This is a genomic window from Ochrobactrum teleogrylli (assembly GCF_037482325.1).
Classification (GTDB): Bacteria; Pseudomonadota; Alphaproteobacteria; order Rhizobiales; family Rhizobiaceae; genus Brucella; species Brucella teleogrylli.
Genome location: NZ_JBBHKQ010000001.1, coordinates 2347316 through 2363401 on the forward strand (window position 1 = coordinate 2347316; position 16086 = coordinate 2363401).

A 16086-nucleotide genomic window follows, 5' to 3' on the forward strand; every position below is an offset into this window, starting at 1 on the left:
AGCGTTGGTATAAGATGGTTAACATCCATTATAATCTCCGGTTTCGATCACTTCGAGATCCAAGCCGGAGGTTTCTTTTATACAGCGTTAAACTCTTCCAATCCTCCGCCAGAGGCGAAGGTTTTCTTCGAATAAAAAATGCTGGCGCTTTTGGCTGAGCGCGCCTGCAACAAGCAAACCACATTAGCCAGTCGTTCTTAAATTGACAATTTTACAGGAGTTAGCGCGCTCGGTTGAAATAACCCTGAGCTCCACATTGCGGCGCTGAGAAGAGTTCATATTTACGGGCAAGATCATCCCCTTAAAACCTGCCTCTGCACCTACAGCCGCAGTAATATCAGGACGATCCTCCAGCGGCTTGGTAAAGCCCAGCAAGTTGCCTTGTTCGTCGAAAGCCAACACCCAAACTGGTGTGTTTTTTTGCCCGTCGGCTATCCAGCCAACAAGTTGCAGCTGACCTGACGATGTTTGCATGATACTTTCAATTGCATAGTTCTGGCAGATACGGTCGTCGCCCAGATTTTGGACACTCAACAATTCGGTTGACGTTGGAGTATGGATCCCGCTGTTTCGGGCAAAAATATTGAGGTTGTTTTGACGCAACCATCCCAGCTCCGCACTCACGGCCTTCGCATCCGGGTATAGCTTTAGAAGCTGTTCATCTGAGTCCACTTGAGACAAGGCAAAATATGCGGCGCGCGTTTGCGCTTTGGAAAAGTTGGCCGCATTTTTCTCGCTCAGCGTCGATGCCCCTACAATTGCTACCATGACAATCAATATAGCGATCGAAGCGAAATTTTTATCGCCCTTCCGAACAAGAATTTCGCGTAGCCAGATACAGAACCACGTCATAATCAATAGAAGCATGGGAGTACTGTAGCGCGATGCCAACGCAGCACCATCACCCAGGGGGCTTCTAGTCCAAGCTGTGGCAAGTGCTGCCGCAAAAAAGAAACTTGCGAGGGCTAGGAGTGCAGCAACACCTCGATCAATACTCCGGCGCTTAAACCAAGGCACCGCGATCAGTTGAATGAATGTGAAACCATAGAGCAGAAATATGCCGATCCCAACTTTGTAGGCAGCGTCAAGGCTTCGAGTAAGGGCACCACCAATCATTGTGAAAAAGAAAAAAAGTACATTCAGTGGCGTTCTCTGGCTCAGACCTCCAATCGGCAAAGTGTGGCGAGTCAAATATAAATCGATACAAACAAGAAGCACCGAGATCGCCACATATCCTGCGAGCATCGGCCAATGACGCCATCTAACAAAAATCAGGAATAGAACAATAGATACGGGCAATGCGATACCATTTCCCATCGAGAAGATACATAGGAACGTGAAGACACATAAAGCAACAAACCAGAGCAATTGTCTGGAGCTGACCCGACTCTCAACCAGTTTCAATGCAGCGAAAACAGCCCAAACTGCCGTCAAGCTAACAAGATAGAACTGTGGCTGGAAACCCCATAAGAGATTCTCATACTGAGCAAGCGAAACACTGGAAGCAAAAAGCACAAAAACGAGGGCAAAATAGAGGGTGCCTTTAACTCTTCCCGTAAACACCACAAGAGGGATAGAACTAGCTATGACGAATGCGAGGAAAAAAATAAGTGAGACTAGAGGTCCGTTTGTCAATTTAAAAAATAGATAATCCAATATAAAGAAAATTTTAGTCGTCGCAATAATATGCTCGTTATGCGCAAGGAATAAATAATTAATTGAAAATATATTACTTCCTTTAATATCCTTAATAAACTCCCATTGATCCCAATAAATTGGAGAAATATAATAGTTATATACAAATATTGCCGATCTTATTATAAAATAAGAACATAGACCAAAGATAGAAAATATAGATGCTTTTCTTGCAAGATTGCGAATAAACAAGTTTTCGTCCTTATTTAGAAATCGTAAAAGTATCGCCCCCTTTGGGGCTTATACTCCTACTCACACGCACTGCCTTTTTTGCGCGCAAGATATGCTTTACCCTGCAAATGCATATCTGACCCACATTACACCAAGACTCCAAATCTGCACCAAAGCGATCGCATCGATCTACCCAAACGGAGACATTCCCGTACTCGGCGCTGCGGCTGACCTATCAATCTGCTCACCAGCGAAAAAACACTAGGGTCCCGGCACCGCCATTGCCCAATAGCTCCAATCCCATGCGCAGTCGTCGATGCAAGATGTTTCCAAGGAAATTTCTTCGGTACCGGTCGGCAATTCGACCCTCGCATGCTGCTCTAGGCGGTCGGCTTCGTTTTCCACAGGCCTGAGGCAGCGCTCGAAGAACTTTGAAGACGCGGCTTGCGCACTGAAACAAACACCGTTCGTTTTGCCTCCGTCCCGCCACGCGCCTTCCCGTATACCGAAGCGTATATCGAGATTGCGTGCACCGCTCACAGGTAGATTCAAAATCGTCGGAGCATGGGCCAGCAATCCCTCTGGTACCTTTATGACTGTTGGGTCGTGTATTGGATTGTTCTCTAGGAGTAGGCTCAGATTCTTCTGTTGTTCGAAATAAAAATCAGCAAGCTTGCCTTTATAGCCATCACGGAGAGCTTTATTATCCAGAATCGAAAACCGGATATCAATATCTGAGCGGTATGCGAGTACTCCACCAAAGCCCGCACGGACCATTACACTCTTGGCCTTCTGTAACGCGCCAGCTTCTAAATGCCCTGTAGATACCAATAAGTAATCTGACGGCGACTTCACCAATGGCGATACCATCAAGCCTTCACTCATCATTCCTGGAATGACGCGATAGGTTTCTACCGACCCGTCATGGTACGAAACCACGAGCTCCGTCAACGGCGGACGATAGAAAACATTCAGCAGTTTTCCAATGATCGTTGGCTTTATCCTTATCGAGGCCATGACCGGTCCAGCCATATCCGGGAGGCGCACTTCTTCATTCAGGCGTGCGTGAATTGGCCCGCCATTCGTTTCTATGTTGTCCAGCGCAAGAGCGCGTTTTTGTAAGACAAGATAGTCCGCCTCAATAAGATAAGGTTGATACTTTGAGAAGAATAATGGCCACAAAGCCCCTTCGACCGAGGCGGGATGCCGCCGGTCAATAGATCCCGGCGCCATGAATAAAAAGTCTGGCGCTTGATCGCTCTCAAAAAAAGAACGATTCCGAGCGATCAAAGATGGCGAATAGGTTGTATATTCTTGCAGTGTTGGGCGCGGTCGATAGTCAAGCCCGTTGGCGATGATCGAAGATTGATCGTTCAGAATCGTATCTACCGAACCGGACAGGTGTGGTAACGGCCGCTGCTCCTTGATTGAAGCCAAAGAAGCCACATTTTGCTCAACCAGCCTCTTCTTCCAGTTCGACGGTGACAGAGCAAAGCTTGATAGTTCCGACGCTTCTCGCCTTAACGTGTCAGGCAACTGGACAACGGCAGTGAAAGGAAGAATTCGGTAAACTTTGTATAAGGCCAACTGCCCTGGAATTAGACAGGCAAATGCAAGGCCAGCCAAAAGCCAACGGCTGCTTTGTTTCCGAGGCTGGGCTGCAATGACAGCCAGTATTACTATGATCAAAGCAGTCCAAGCGATCAGCATATGGAGATCATGACGGACAAACCCCGCCTTGAACGCTACAAACAAATAGCCCGATATGACAAGAACTTGCGCGACAAGTTTGTAACGGCTCTCGGTATGCCAGTGACGAGAACTTTCGTAAAGAAGGGTTCCCACAAACAGAGTTGCGACTGCTAGCCAGACAAAAGGGTCCGGTAGTTGGATTGGCAAGCTCATTGCCGACGAATATCCGCTAGACACCTCCAGACTGCTTTTGATGAAACTCGGCAACTGTTCCAGAGGCTGGCCAGCCAGCACAAATGCCAGAATCAAACCACCGGCAAAAACAACCAGATGCAAAGGTATTCTTCTGCGTAATAGATCCAAAACATCCAAAGCAAGCATAGAAAGTATAGCGATTGGGAATACAGAGAACTTTGCTAATACGATAATTCCAGACAGAAATGCTCCGGAACCGCCTACTAATCTCTTGCTGTTTTCTTCGCCCCAGATGCCATACAACGCCGCTAGAAGCGGCACAATCATCAGCATTACGTCCGACGTCATAAAAAAAGATAAGCTTAGAATTAGGAGAACTGCAAGACCAAAAAGAATACTACTTACACGCGTTAGGAAAATCGAGAAACACAAGCTAATATAAAAAGCTACCAATAACGATGCGGCAGCCAATATATATGAATTACTCACTTCAAACTGTCGATTATATAAACCCGACAGAGGGCCGCCGGTAAAAACAATATCCTTACCAAAAAGAAGCCTTTTCTCTGCTCCATAAGCCAGAGCCGATTGCCACGACGCATCCAACCCCGGCAGAACGGGGTGAAAATATAAAGGCTGAAACTTAACGATAATTATGATCGACGTGAGTATAAAGAACAAAATAAAACGAGTGTAAGTTGAACCCATCGCGCGCCCCTAACTCGCAAAAGTGAAATACTTATGCATGAAATAACTTGTCGCGATCGGGCTGAGAACACCGATCACATGCGCGGTCGTTTCTGCATAATAGCTATAGCCCAGCGCCGGAAACGCGTATTTTGCCAACACCATGCTGACAGCCCATACTTGGACGAGCGCAACAGCGTTGACCAGTCCAAACCGGAGATATTCTTGCCCTACGCTCCGGCCGGATGCGTCAAACACGAACAGCTTCATCAGAATATAAGCCGTCGTCATTCCAAGCAGATAGGCAATGACGATTGCTGTCGAGAAGTTGATCACTTCCGACAGCAATACACGCGAGCCGATATTGACCGCCGCTGCGATGCCACCCGACAACGCGAAACGAACAAAGGGGCGTTCGAGAAGAGACTTGGCAACAGCGATCATTTGCTGACAGTTTCAGCCATCATACGCCCGTATCGAACACTTTCAGCGATACCGCGGTCTTCTGGATAGTAATAACACGTGTCCGCAATTTGCAGCCCACCGATTGGCGTCTGGATCGGCGGCAGCTTGTCGAGAAAGTTCGGCTCACAGACGGGCTGGGCATAACGCAAACGCCCAACGCTCGCATCAATCAGATCATCGCGGCTGATATTGGGATTGATCTTGCGAATATAGGAGAACGCTTCCTCAATGAACTGCTCGTCGCTCCACTGCCATTTCGGCTGCGTTGTCGGCATGTAATAGGGAACGTAGATGATGTGATCATCAACAGGGCGCAGGTTTGAGAACTCGATCAGTCCCGGAATTTCGATCTTCTCATCAATGATGTTGAGCCAGAAGTTCTTGCTGACACTTTTCTTCAGTTTGAAGAGCAAGCATACGACGCCAATGTTGCGGATGGCATCATATTGTTCTTTCGATGCTGTCGGCAAATCAGGAACAAGCGATGAGATAAATGGCGTTGGGACAGTCGAAATGACCGCGTCGGCAGGGAAGACACGCCCGCCTGCGACCACGCCGGTGACCTTACCGTCTTTGGTTTCCACAAGCTCGGCAGGCGTCGAAAGATGCAAGCGCCCGCCTTTTTTCACGTAAGCGTCGACAAGCGCGTCAACGAGCGTTTGCGTGCCGCCATCAATATAACCCAGCTCTTCCTGGAAAATCGAACGTCGCGAATTGCCGACACGACGCACGCGTGTCGCAATCCACGAAGCCGACATCTCGTCGGCAAGCTCATAGAATTTGAGCTCCATCAAACGCTTCCACAGCGTATTGTAGACTTCCTTGCCGGAACCCTGCTCCAGCCACTGACGCGCTGTTTTGTGTTCGATGGATTTGAAGTTCCTGGCCTTCGTGGTCAGGAACATCTGCAAGCCGGTGCGAAACTTCGAGACGAGGCTGAGATAAGGGAACTTCAGCAACGAAATCGGATCGCCCCACGGATGGATACGGTCCTTGATGTAATAGCCCATAGTGGTTGGGCGCCATTTCATCTTGTCGCCGATACCAAGTTCGCGCAACAGGCTGAACGTCGGATCGTCCGACTTACAGACGAAATGATAGAAGCGCTCAATCGACAGCCCGCCAAAGTCAAAATGGGCAGCCATGCCGCCCGGCACGCTGTCACTTTCGATGAGATCCACCTCATGCCCTAGCTGAACCGCGCGGTGCGCAGCCGCAAGCCCCATCGCTCCAGCACCGATGATAACAATCCGGCTCATTTCGCTACCTCAGAAATCGAGAACAATCGTATTATAAGTCTTGTCGAGGTAAGTTTCCTCAACAGCTTGCTTCAAAGGCGTGGCTGTAATCGCAAATTCCTTCGGCCAATCGATCACCGGAAAAGTTTCCGGTATGACCAGCGCCTCCAACTGGCTGGTGGTGAAAGGCGGGTTTTTGCTGAACTTTCCGTAGACGAATAGCAACCACCAGAAAAGCGTATAAGGGATATGGACAATCCGAGCCTTCGGCTTGACCGTATTGTGAATCAACTTGATCAGATCGCCGTAATTAATCTGCTCCAGGCCCGAAATATCGAAAGTACCGGTCTTCCGTGTATTCAACGCCGAAATAATGATGGCCGCGAAGTCACCGACGTAAAGCGGCTGGCGAATAAACGCACCGTTTCCCGGAATGGGAAACACCGCCGTCCGATCCATGAACCGGCGTAGCCAGCCAAGATGCTTGCGATCAAACCAGCCGAACATAAGCGTTGGCCGCAGAATGACATGCGGAATGTCTGTAACCGTATCGATGAAATGTTCCTGGGTGGTTTTAGACCGCGTGTAGAAATCATCGGCCTGCGAGTTAACGACTGACGAGGAGATATGCACGAAATAAGGTGTCTTGTGCCGCCACATGGCATCGACGATCCGTTCGGTCGCTGTAACATTGTTATCGACAAATTCTTTCTCAACCAGACCGCCGATCTGCGCCTGATTGAGAACAACTGCATCCGCACCTGCAAACGCGTCCTGCCAGGCACCTTCCTGCGCCAGATCTGCCTCAATCACTTCGACTTCAGGATGAAGGCGGCGCAGCAAATCCGTATTGGTTGGATGCTTGTCGATACCAACTATTTTCAACCCGGGTACGGATTTCAGACGTGCGATCAAATTCTGACCAACAAGCCCGGCAGCGCCGGTAATAACAATCTTTTGCATCAGATATCCATACGATTGAAAATTGCGCTCGGCAGATTGCGAATGACCAGCATAATCAACCGCCAGAAGCCCGGCGCATACGCAATGGGCCCACCGCGTTTGGACCGATTATAGGCAATGAGAGCGATTTGTTCCGGCTTTGCCCAGAGCAGACCTTTCCGGTCCATACCTTCGGTCATGGGGGTAACGGTCGGACCGGGCTTGATGAGCACCGCGCGCGGCCCCTTATCGGCAAAGCGATGCGCAATGCCTTCGACCAATCCGGCCAACCCGGCCTTGGCCGCACCGTAAATATAGTTTGCCCGCCGGCCGCGATCTCCTGCAACGGAGCCGATTACCACCAATGTGCCCCGGCCCTGTCGCTCGAACACATCTGCTGCGGCAAGAGTCCAGGCAGCAGCCGAAGTGAAATTGACGCGCAAAATCTCTTCTGCCGCGACCAGATCGCGTTCCGCCTTGCCCTGTTCACCGAGGATGCCGTAAGCGAGCAATATCTGGTCGACACCACCGATCTGCTCTACAAAACCATCGAACTGGGCTTGCGCATCCTGCGGACCAGCGAGATCCGTGATCGCGGTTTCAACCCGCTCGGCGCCACGGATTTTCAGATCGGCGGCAATCTGATCAAGCCGAACCTGATCCCTGCCCACAAGAAGGATAACTGCGCCATCCTTTGCGTGAAGGCGTGCCGTTGCAATCGCAATAGCCGACGTAGCTCCAAGAACGATAAGGCGCAAGACCTTCCCCTTTTCAAATCGGTTCTTTCCAAATGGATTTCAGAACCGCTCAATTCATCCAACGAACGCATTACCGAACGCGAAATCTCTAAACGCGTTGGCGAGAATGCTAACTCGCGACGCGCGCCCAAAAATGAGAGCTGAACCCCTGATCGACATGTTTTGCGAAGGTTTCCCATTCGGGATACCCGCTCTGAAACATCTTTGCCGACATGCGTCCATCCTTGGCCGGATAAAGCCTTCCGCCAGCCTCTAGCACAATCGCATCAAGTTTTTCCATGAGCCGGAGCGTTTTATCGCCCCTGTTCGGAAAATCCAGTGCAAGCGTGGTGCCTTCGTGCGGAAAGGACAGCAATCCGGGCGATGGCTTGCGCCCAAACGTCTTCAGCACCGCCAGAAACGACCCTTGACCGCTCGACGATATCGCATTCAACATCTCGCGCGTTGCCTCCAGTTGATTGGCCGGGGGGACCACAGATTGATACTGATACATGCCTGCGCGCCCGTACATCCGGTTCCAGCTACCGATAGCGTCGAGTGGGTAAAAGAACGGGTGCGCGGGGATTGTAGCCTTGCCGCTCTTTCGCTTGCCATTCCAGAAATAAAGAGCATTGAAAGCCCGTATAGAATAGCGGTTCATCGCAAATCGGGGCAGATTGACCGGCATTGTAAATCGCGTATTACCACGATCCAAAAGTCGCGACCCGGTAGGTGCATGATTGCCGCGGGTAAAAATTCCTCGCCCAAGGGTGGCGCCCTTCGACAGGCAATCGATCCACGACACCGTATAATCGTACCCCTCCTCGCTTTCAGCCGAGAGCGAGAAGAATTCGTCCAGATTGCCAAATGGAATATTCTCGGCATCCATCAGAGCACTGTCGACGGGAATGACTTCCAGTTCCACCCACGTGATAATGCCCGTCAGCCCCAGCCCGCCGATGGTGGCGGCAAACAGACCCGTATTGTCATTGGATGCCAGTTCGATCTCGGTGCCATCGGAACGAAGCAACCCCAACCGGCGTACCCAGCAGCCAATCGTCCCGTGCGTGTGATGGTTTTTGCCGTGGACATCATTTGCCACAGCGCCACCAAGCGTCACGAAACGTGTGCCGGGCGTAACGGGCAGGAAGAAGCCTTGCCTGACAATGATATTCAAAATGGTATCGAAGGAAACGCCAGCTTCGGCCCGCAACAGACGCGTCTCGGGATCGAACACAATCACCCGGTCCAGCCCGGAGACATCGATCAACTTGCCATCCGGATTCAGGCCACTATCGCCGTAGGAACGGCGCAATCCACAAGCCAGCAAACTGCTGTTTGAATCGTGCGCGCTCGCGATCAGACCAGGCAGTTGGTCACGCCAGGCCGGCGAAGCGACCGAATGCTCACGCAATATGGTGCCGCCCCAGGAACGAATATCACTGCGGGGAACGAAACTGCTCATAGCGAAACAACGAAGAGAAGTGCAACCACGACACCAAGACCGATACTCGTCTGGTCGCGAATGGCGAAGCTCACCGGATCGTCATTCATTTTTCCGCGATGCGAAAGAAGCCATATGCGTCCGAGCCAGATGGAAAGGACCAGAGGGATGAGCGCCAATGGTTGCGGGTGCGAGTAGCTGTTGCTCGGCAGCAGCTCCTGCAAAATGAAAATCATCATCACGACAAGTGAAGCAATAGCGGTGCCGAGTCCCATAGCCAGCGTAAGAGGCGCATCTTCGACCTCATAACCCCGGCTTTTCAAGCTCGTCTCACCCATAAGCGACGCGCGTACGATTTCCGTATGTCTTTTTGCGGATGCAAGCGAAAAGAAAAAGAAAACCGCGAAAGTTAGTAGCCACTCCGGATGGGGGTCCGCGAGCAAAGCTACCCCCATGACCAAGCGAAGGGTAAACAGAACACCGATAATCAGCATATCCAGCAATGGAACCCGCTTGAGCCCAAGCGAATATGCGCCGGTGATCACCAGATAGGCAAGCAGTGCCAACCCAAAACGAGGCGTTATCGTAAAGGCAACCGCAAAGCCGCCAATCAGCAATCCTACAGCCAGTATGAATGCCGACCTGATCGCCAGCTTTCCACTCGCAATTGCGCGATTGCGTTTTGTCCAGTGATGGCGATCCGCATGAACATCAGCAATATCGTTCAGCAAATAAGTTGCCGAAGTAACAGCCAGCAGACACGCGAAGGCGACAACGGCATGTAGCCATAATCCGATATTGGTCCATTCGTGTGCGAGAATGAGAGGCACGAACATCAGGACGTTCTTCGACCAGTGATGAACACGGATGGCCTTCAGAAACGCCTTGGGATTGAGCTTAGGATTATCAAAACTTGCAATGACCGGCTTTTCCAGCGCAAGCGCGCGCGCTGTCACGGCTGGTTTCGTTCCAGCTAGGACAATACCGCTCGATTCCTTCCAGACATTCAGATCAGCTGCGTGATCGCCGACATAAATAAACCCATCAGGGAATTGCTTTTTCAGATACTCAGCCTTGGCCGGCCCCTTCAAGTTGGCATGCGCTGATCCAATGGCAGAGCTGAAAATTCCAAGATGTTCCGCAACATTGTTCACCACGGATTGATCCGCAGCCGAACACAAGTGAAGCTCGTGACCTTCTTTTGCCTTTTCATGCAGCCACTCAACCAAATCCTCACGGATCGGGAACACTGCATCCGACAGATTCACCTTCGAAGCGATGGCCGCCTTGAGCGAGTGCCGACCTTTCGCAAGCTGAGGTATGCATTTTACAAAGCTCAGTGGCCGCTTGAAAAACAGCATCGCCGCCGTTTCATAGAGCGTATCAGAAAGGATTAGCGTCTGATCGAGGTCAACAACGATCGGCAGACGCGCATCTTTACTATTCTCGCTGTTATCTGCCTGCTGCTGGACCGGTGCATAAACCATATCGAATCCAAAATCTCGCCAGACGCAGGTGCGCCCTAGGCCACTCATCAAGGTCAGGCAGATACTATAGAATGACCGACCGTGACAACCACCTTCATCGTCTGACATTCATACTACGGTAGAATATCGACGACAAAACGCAACGCAAGGAAGCGGATCACTTCATCCTGGGAAACTTATTATTTTGAATCGCTTGGCTTAAGCAACGTCATTGAAAGGGGCCTTGCTCTTCAATCAGCCGAAATAAGTATTCAAAACATCAGACGTACTACCGTCCATCTTAACGCGACCGTGCTCCAACCAGATCACTCGATTACAGTTCTTCTCGAGCAACTCACGCGAATGACTGGCGAGTACCAGAATTTTAGTCGAGTCCACGAGGTTGCGCATACGCTGATTAGCGCGCACTTTAAAATCTTCATCTCCAGTTGACAGCCATTCATCCATTATCAGAATTTCTGGATTGATTGATGTTGACGCTGCGAAAGCCAGACGCAATTGCATACCGGTCGAATAGGTTCTGAAAGGAACTTCGAGGAATTCGCCAAGCCCAGAAAATTCTGAAATGTCATCAATTTTTGCGGCGATTTCGTCTGGGTGCATGCCCATCATCGCGCAACGCAATCGAATATTCTCACGCCCCGTTGCATCTGGATCGATACCCAGATTGATATTAATGAGCGAAATCGTATGGCCGTTGATCAGCGCAGTACCCTGCGTCGGAGTGTAAATCCCGGAAAGCACACGCAGTAAAGTTGTCTTTCCGGAGCCATTGTGGCCGATCAAACCCACCCGGTCCCCGTCATTCAACGTCATCGTGACATCGTCCAGACCGCGAATAATAACGGTTCGATCAGTCCGGCGCTCGATTTTTCCGCCGGTAGCAACACTCAGGACACGGTTCTTTAAGGAACGGTTGGACGAGTTGTAGATAGGAAATTCCACACTCGCATTTTGAAGTTTGATGAAAGTCATGAATTTACAACCAATAAGCCACGCGCCAGCGGTACTTGCCGAAGAATACTAATGCACCCCCCCAGCCAATAACGGCAAGGCCTCCAGCGACAAGCCAACTCAATGTTGCAGGCGCTTCGCCGAACAAAGGCGCACGCACCAGTTGGATCAAATGATAAAATGGATTCCAGTCAATAAAGGCATGCGATACGTGGCCGGGTAAGGTTTTGACCATCCACATGATAGGAGTGGCATAGAACATGACCTGCAGAATATTTGTTATTACCTGCGTCATGTCGCGAAAACGCGCGCAGATGATAGCCAGTATCAGCATTACCCATGCAAGATTGAGACACACCAGCAGGAAACCGGGGATGCTCAAAAACACATAAGCGTTAAATCCGCGCCCTAGAATTAGGGCAACAACTGGAAAGATGACAATGTTGTGGCCAAAGATAATGACATTGCGCCAAAGCGTCCGCATGATATGCGTGAAAAGCGGCAGCCTCACCTGAAGGATGATACCATCAGAAGCGCTGAAAGTGGTGCAACCCTCAGATAGGGATGTGGAAATGAACCCCCACATAATAACACCAGCGCATAGATAAGGCAGAAATACCCGCATTTCTGACTGAAACAGCGTACCGAAAATGATTCCGAGTGCGCCGATGAAAACAGCCATATTCAAGGTAAGCCAAAAAGCGCCCACCCGTGATCGGCGATAACGCTGTGCGACATCTTGCCAGCCAAATATCAAAGCCAACCGATACTTAGAAAAAGCATCAACAATATCGCTCAATGCGGCGGAAATTCCCGCTTTCGGGCGAATAGAAACCGTGTCCACACTGATGTGCTGCTCGAAAGAGTCAACGCTCATGATAGCCCTGCATCAACCGCAAAATTTCCAAGATTAGTCCTGACAACTATGAAAAATATAACGCACATGATGTGCGTACTAGAGGAATAGTTTTTAGAGAGTCAACCATTCCGAACACCGAATGAGTGGAGAATAAGGCTTCAATAAGTCGCGCCTATGCACAAGGGGCGGCAACCGTCATTGATTTGGACAACGCTCGGAGCTTAAATTGTCAAAAATAACTCTGATTTATTGGCTGGGGCGCCTGGATTCGAACCAGGGAATGCCGGTACCAAAAACCGGTGCCTTACCGCTTGGCTACGCCCCAACAAATCAAACCGAAGCAATCGGTTGCGCGGCCTTATAGCCGCTTCATTTGGCAAGCGCAATCGCCTTATCGCGAAATCTACGCTGGTGTATAAACTACCAGTTCATGCGCCATAACCGATCCAACAGCCTACTTCTTCGCCAGCAACGAACGCAGGGATTTGCGTCGACCCGCAAAGCTGATAATCCCTGTTATCAGTCTTATTTGCCGTCGGTATCCTTATGCTTTTTTTGGCAATCTCGTTTTTATTCAGTGCTGTTCTGTGCAGCCTGGGGCTCGTAGTCCTTTCCCGCCTACTGCCGCCAACTTTTCTGGCCGCGCGGATGAATGCGCGTTCCAACCATAGTGTGGCAGCAAGGCAGATTGGCGGACTGGCGCTTATTCCTGCCGTGCTCGCAACTTTGCTGATTTTCGGGGCAGATCTGGAGATCGTCAATCGGTTGTTGCTCTGTCTGACCGGCGCATCGGGGCTGCTGTGGATCGTCGGGGGGCTGGACGACCGTTATGAACTTTCCGAGATCATTCGCCTCGGATCGCAGCTCTTGGCTGCCTGTATCGTTCTTTATGGTCTGGGGCCTGATTTCCGGCTTTTGCCTGATTTGTTACCACACTGGCTGGAAGCAGCATTGATCGTGCTTGCGCTGCTGGTCGCCATCAATGTCACGAACTTCATGGACGGTCTCGACCTCATGACCGTTGCGGGATTGGGGCTGCCCTCGGCAGGCGTCGCACTGCTCGCCGCACTCAGTCTCGCAGGCATGGAAAGTGGCGGTCTTGGTGCTGTGATCGCCGGGGCGCTGCTGGGTTTCGCGTTCTTCAACCGCCCCCCTGCCCGCATCTTTCTTGGTGATTCGGGAAGCTTGCCGCTAGGTCTTCTAACCGGCACAGCCCTGCTTGTGCTGGCGCGCGAGACCCATATCGTCGTGGCTTTGATTTTGCCGCTTTACTACGTTCTGGACGCTGGCTCGACCATCATCATGCGTCTCGCCCAAGGCGAGAACATCCTGAAAGCCCATTCGAAACATGCCTATCAGGTCGCCAAGCGCGCCGGCTGGAGTGTCTTGAAGGTCGTCGGCCATGTCGCGCTGCTCAACCTGATCCTGATTGCGTGCGCGATAGCGCTGCTGGCACTTGACCATCTGATTACGCGCGTGGCTTTCCTGCTCGTCGCAGTGGTCGCCACGCTGATGCTGCTGCTGGATTTTCGCGGACGTTTCAGGAAGCTATAACGCTGAAGAGAACCTTGCGCACTGCTTCCAAATCGCCGCTTTCCATCGCCTCCTGAAGGCGCTGAAGGCTTTCCGGCACATTAACGGCCGCCTTGTTTCCTTTCGGCGCGCGCATGATCTTCGGATGCCGGGTGGTCTGCGCCTGCGATGGATCGTAGAAGAGTTCTTCATACATCTTTTCGCCTTCGCGAATGCCCGTCACTTCAATGCCGATGTCGCCATTCGGGTTTTCCGCATTGCGCATCGTCAGACCGGCCAGCAGGATCATGTTCTCGGCCAGATCGCGGATTTTCACTGGCTCGCCCATTTCCAGCAGCACCGTATCGCCGGATTCGGCAATCGCGCCTGACTGCACGATCAGTTCCGCCGCTTCCTTGATCGACATGAAATAGCGCGTCATGTCCTCATGGGTCAGGGTGATCGGCCCGCCATTGGCGATCTGCTCACGGAAAAGCGGCACAACCGAGCCATTCGACCCAAGCACATTGCCGAAACGGACCGAATAAAAGGCTTTTTCCTTGCCCGCTTGTGCGGCCAGCAAGCCGTAATAATAGACGACCAGTTCGGCCCAGCGCTTTGTCGCGCCCATGACATTCGTTGGCCGAACCGCCTTGTCCGACGAAATCAGTACCATGCGTTCAACATCGGTAGCCAACGCCGCTGTGGCCACGTCCAGTGTGCCAAATACGTTGTTGCAGATGCCGATCAGTGGGTTCTTTTCCACTAGGGGCACATGTTTATAGGCAGCACAGTGATAAACCGTGTCGATGTTGTTATCGCGCAGCGCCTGCTCGACATAAGCGCGGTCGCGCACGGACCCCAGCACCGGTACGATCTGGCAGGACGCAATTTGTCGCAACTGGCGCTCGATCTGATAAAGCGCGAACTCGCTCGATTCAAACAGCACCAGACATCCGGGATTCCACTGCACGATGGTCCGGCAAAGCTGGCTGCCGATAGAGCCGCCTGCGCCCGTCACCATGATGCGGCGACCTTCGACCACTTCACGCAGCAGTTCCGCATCAGGCGGCACCGGCGAGCGACCAAGAAGATCGTCGATCTCGATATTGCGCAGCGCGGAAACGAGATATTTGCCCGCGCTCAGATCGGCTATCGGCGGCAGAATCCGCGTATTGACCGGAAGCCGGCCAAGCAGACGGGCAAAGTCCTGACGCTGTTTCTGATCGAGCCCCGGTTCGGATACGAGCACCTGTTTGACGCCGTAATTTTCAATAAGGGCGGGCATTTCTTCTGCCCCATAAACGCGCAGACCGATAATATCCATGCCCTTGAGCTGCCCAGCCGGATCGACAAAGCCAACGACCATCGTATCGCTATGGCTGCGCAGCGCCGTCGCCAGCTGGCGCGCAGGCTCTCCGACGCCAACGATCAGCGCCGAGCTGGTATAAGTCCGGCCGGTTTCGGCATTGCGCAGCAACCATTTCGCGCCGAAACGGCTTGCCGTGATCAGCACCGTGCTCAACAGCCAATAAAGAAGCGGAACCGAGCGCGGCAGACCGGCATTGCCGTAAAGCTCCATCAGAAAGACCAGCGCGACCCAGAATAGAGCCGCGACCGCAGTGGCCTGAAAGATCGGCCAGATGGCGCGTTCCGCCAGATAGCGGATGATCGCACGATAAAGTCCGAACCGGATGAAAACCGGCACGGTCAGCATCGGAGCGATGATAATCAGAAAAAGTTGCGCCTTGCTGGGTGTGAAAACAAAGCCCAGACGAATGACAAACGCCAGATACGCGCTGAGCAACAGCAGAACGCAATCGCTCAGCATCAGAATAATCTGCTTGGTCAGTCGTGGCAAAAGCGCTAGCCTTTGCCAAGAATATCTCAAACTCATACGCGCATTATCCTGCTCTCAAGACAGAGCGAAACAAATACCGCTCCTGTCGGCAGCAAAAAACTCTCTTTTTACCCGACGGTTGAAGCCCCTAGAATTATTCTGCAACCG

12 protein-coding genes and 1 tRNA gene are annotated in these 16086 nt (G+C 51.6%); 1 reads left to right on the forward strand and 12 read right to left on the reverse strand.

Annotated elements, in window-relative coordinates:
* Positions 1–183 precede the first annotated feature (183 nt).
* The 11 genes from WIX40_RS11035 to WIX40_RS11085 form a co-directional block, all read right to left on the reverse strand.
* Entirely contained in the window at positions 184–1887 is a 1704-nt protein-coding gene (locus WIX40_RS11035; RefSeq protein WP_339439894.1) for a hypothetical protein, read from the reverse strand.
* 240 nt (positions 1888–2127) lie between these two features.
* On the reverse strand, positions 2128–4461 hold the full coding sequence (locus WIX40_RS11040; RefSeq protein WP_339439895.1) for a hypothetical protein: 2334 nt from the start codon (positions 4459–4461) through the stop codon (positions 2128–2130).
* A 9-nt stretch (positions 4462–4470) separates the two neighbouring features.
* Positions 4471–4884 carry a GtrA family protein gene (locus WIX40_RS11045; protein ID WP_339439896.1) on the reverse strand — a complete coding sequence of 138 codons (414 nt, stop codon included), beginning with the start codon at positions 4882–4884 and terminating at the stop codon, positions 4471–4473.
* Entirely contained in the window at positions 4881–6164 is a 1284-nt protein-coding gene (locus tag WIX40_RS11050; protein ID WP_339439897.1) for an NAD(P)/FAD-dependent oxidoreductase, read from the reverse strand. Before WIX40_RS11050 ends, WIX40_RS11045 begins: the two co-directional genes overlap by 4 nt.
* A 9-nt stretch (positions 6165–6173) precedes the next feature.
* Entirely contained in the window at positions 6174–7106 is a 933-nt protein-coding gene (locus WIX40_RS11055) for an NAD-dependent epimerase/dehydratase family protein (protein ID WP_339439898.1), read from the reverse strand.
* The gene (locus tag WIX40_RS11060; protein ID WP_339439899.1) at positions 7106–7843 is read right to left on the reverse strand and encodes an SDR family NAD(P)-dependent oxidoreductase; all 738 of its coding nucleotides are present in this window, start codon (positions 7841–7843) and stop codon (positions 7106–7108) included. The genes WIX40_RS11055 and WIX40_RS11060 overlap by 1 nt, the downstream gene beginning before the upstream one ends.
* A gap of 109 nt (positions 7844–7952) precedes the next feature.
* Positions 7953–9287 carry an FAD-binding oxidoreductase gene (locus tag WIX40_RS11065; RefSeq protein ID WP_339439900.1) on the reverse strand — a complete coding sequence of 445 codons (1335 nt, stop codon included), beginning with the start codon at positions 9285–9287 and terminating at the stop codon, positions 7953–7955.
* Positions 9284–10753 carry a UbiA family prenyltransferase gene (locus tag WIX40_RS11070; RefSeq protein WP_339439901.1) on the reverse strand — a complete coding sequence of 490 codons (1470 nt, stop codon included), beginning with the start codon at positions 10751–10753 and terminating at the stop codon, positions 9284–9286. Before WIX40_RS11070 ends, WIX40_RS11065 begins: the two co-directional genes overlap by 4 nt.
* 234 nt (positions 10754–10987) lie before the next feature.
* Entirely contained in the window at positions 10988–11728 is a 741-nt protein-coding gene (locus tag WIX40_RS11075; protein ID WP_339439902.1) for an ABC transporter ATP-binding protein, read from the reverse strand.
* 4 nt (positions 11729–11732) lie between these two features.
* Entirely contained in the window at positions 11733–12584 is an 852-nt protein-coding gene (locus tag WIX40_RS11080) for an ABC transporter permease (protein WP_339439903.1), read from the reverse strand.
* 232 nt (positions 12585–12816) lie between these two features.
* Positions 12817–12891: transfer RNA gene (locus WIX40_RS11085), tRNA-Gln, on the reverse strand.
* Between the two features lie 221 nt (positions 12892–13112).
* Here WIX40_RS11085 and WIX40_RS11090 point away from each other — a divergent pair.
* A complete protein-coding gene (locus WIX40_RS11090; RefSeq protein WP_339439904.1) occupies positions 13113–14120 on the forward strand; it encodes an MraY family glycosyltransferase in 1008 nt (335 codons plus the stop codon).
* Here the strand turns inward: WIX40_RS11090 and WIX40_RS11095 are convergent.
* Complete coding sequence (locus WIX40_RS11095; RefSeq protein WP_339439905.1) at positions 14107–15975, reverse strand: polysaccharide biosynthesis protein; 1869 nt, start codon at positions 15973–15975, stop codon at positions 14107–14109. The genes WIX40_RS11090 and WIX40_RS11095 overlap by 14 nt on opposite strands.
* Between the last annotated feature and the right edge of the window lie 111 nt (positions 15976–16086).

What these genes read in the sequence shown, in the direction of transcription:
- WIX40_RS11040 (WP_339439895.1), bottom strand. Translation starts at nt 4,461, where the DNA reads ATGGGTTCAACTTACACTCGTTTTATTTTGTTCTTTATACTCACGTCG.
- WIX40_RS11045 (WP_339439896.1), bottom strand. Translation starts at nt 4,884, where the DNA reads ATGATCGCTGTTGCCAAGTCTCTTCTCGAACGCCCCTTTGTTCGTTTC.
- WIX40_RS11050 (WP_339439897.1), bottom strand. Translation starts at nt 6,164, where the DNA reads ATGAGCCGGATTGTTATCATCGGTGCTGGAGCGATGGGGCTTGCGGCT.
- WIX40_RS11055 (WP_339439898.1), bottom strand. Translation starts at nt 7,106, where the DNA reads ATGCAAAAGATTGTTATTACCGGCGCTGCCGGGCTTGTTGGTCAGAAT.
- WIX40_RS11065 (WP_339439900.1), bottom strand. Translation starts at nt 9,287, where the DNA reads ATGAGCAGTTTCGTTCCCCGCAGTGATATTCGTTCCTGGGGCGGCACC.
- WIX40_RS11070 (WP_339439901.1), bottom strand. Translation starts at nt 10,753, where the DNA reads ATGGTTTATGCACCGGTCCAGCAGCAGGCAGATAACAGCGAGAATAGT.
- WIX40_RS11075 (WP_339439902.1), bottom strand. Translation starts at nt 11,728, where the DNA reads ATGACTTTCATCAAACTTCAAAATGCGAGTGTGGAATTTCCTATCTAC.
- WIX40_RS11080 (WP_339439903.1), bottom strand. Translation starts at nt 12,584, where the DNA reads ATGAGCGTTGACTCTTTCGAGCAGCACATCAGTGTGGACACGGTTTCT.
- WIX40_RS11090 (WP_339439904.1), top strand. Translation starts at nt 13,113, where the DNA reads ATGCTTTTTTTGGCAATCTCGTTTTTATTCAGTGCTGTTCTGTGCAGC.
- WIX40_RS11095 (WP_339439905.1), bottom strand. Translation starts at nt 15,975, where the DNA reads ATGAGTTTGAGATATTCTTGGCAAAGGCTAGCGCTTTTGCCACGACTG.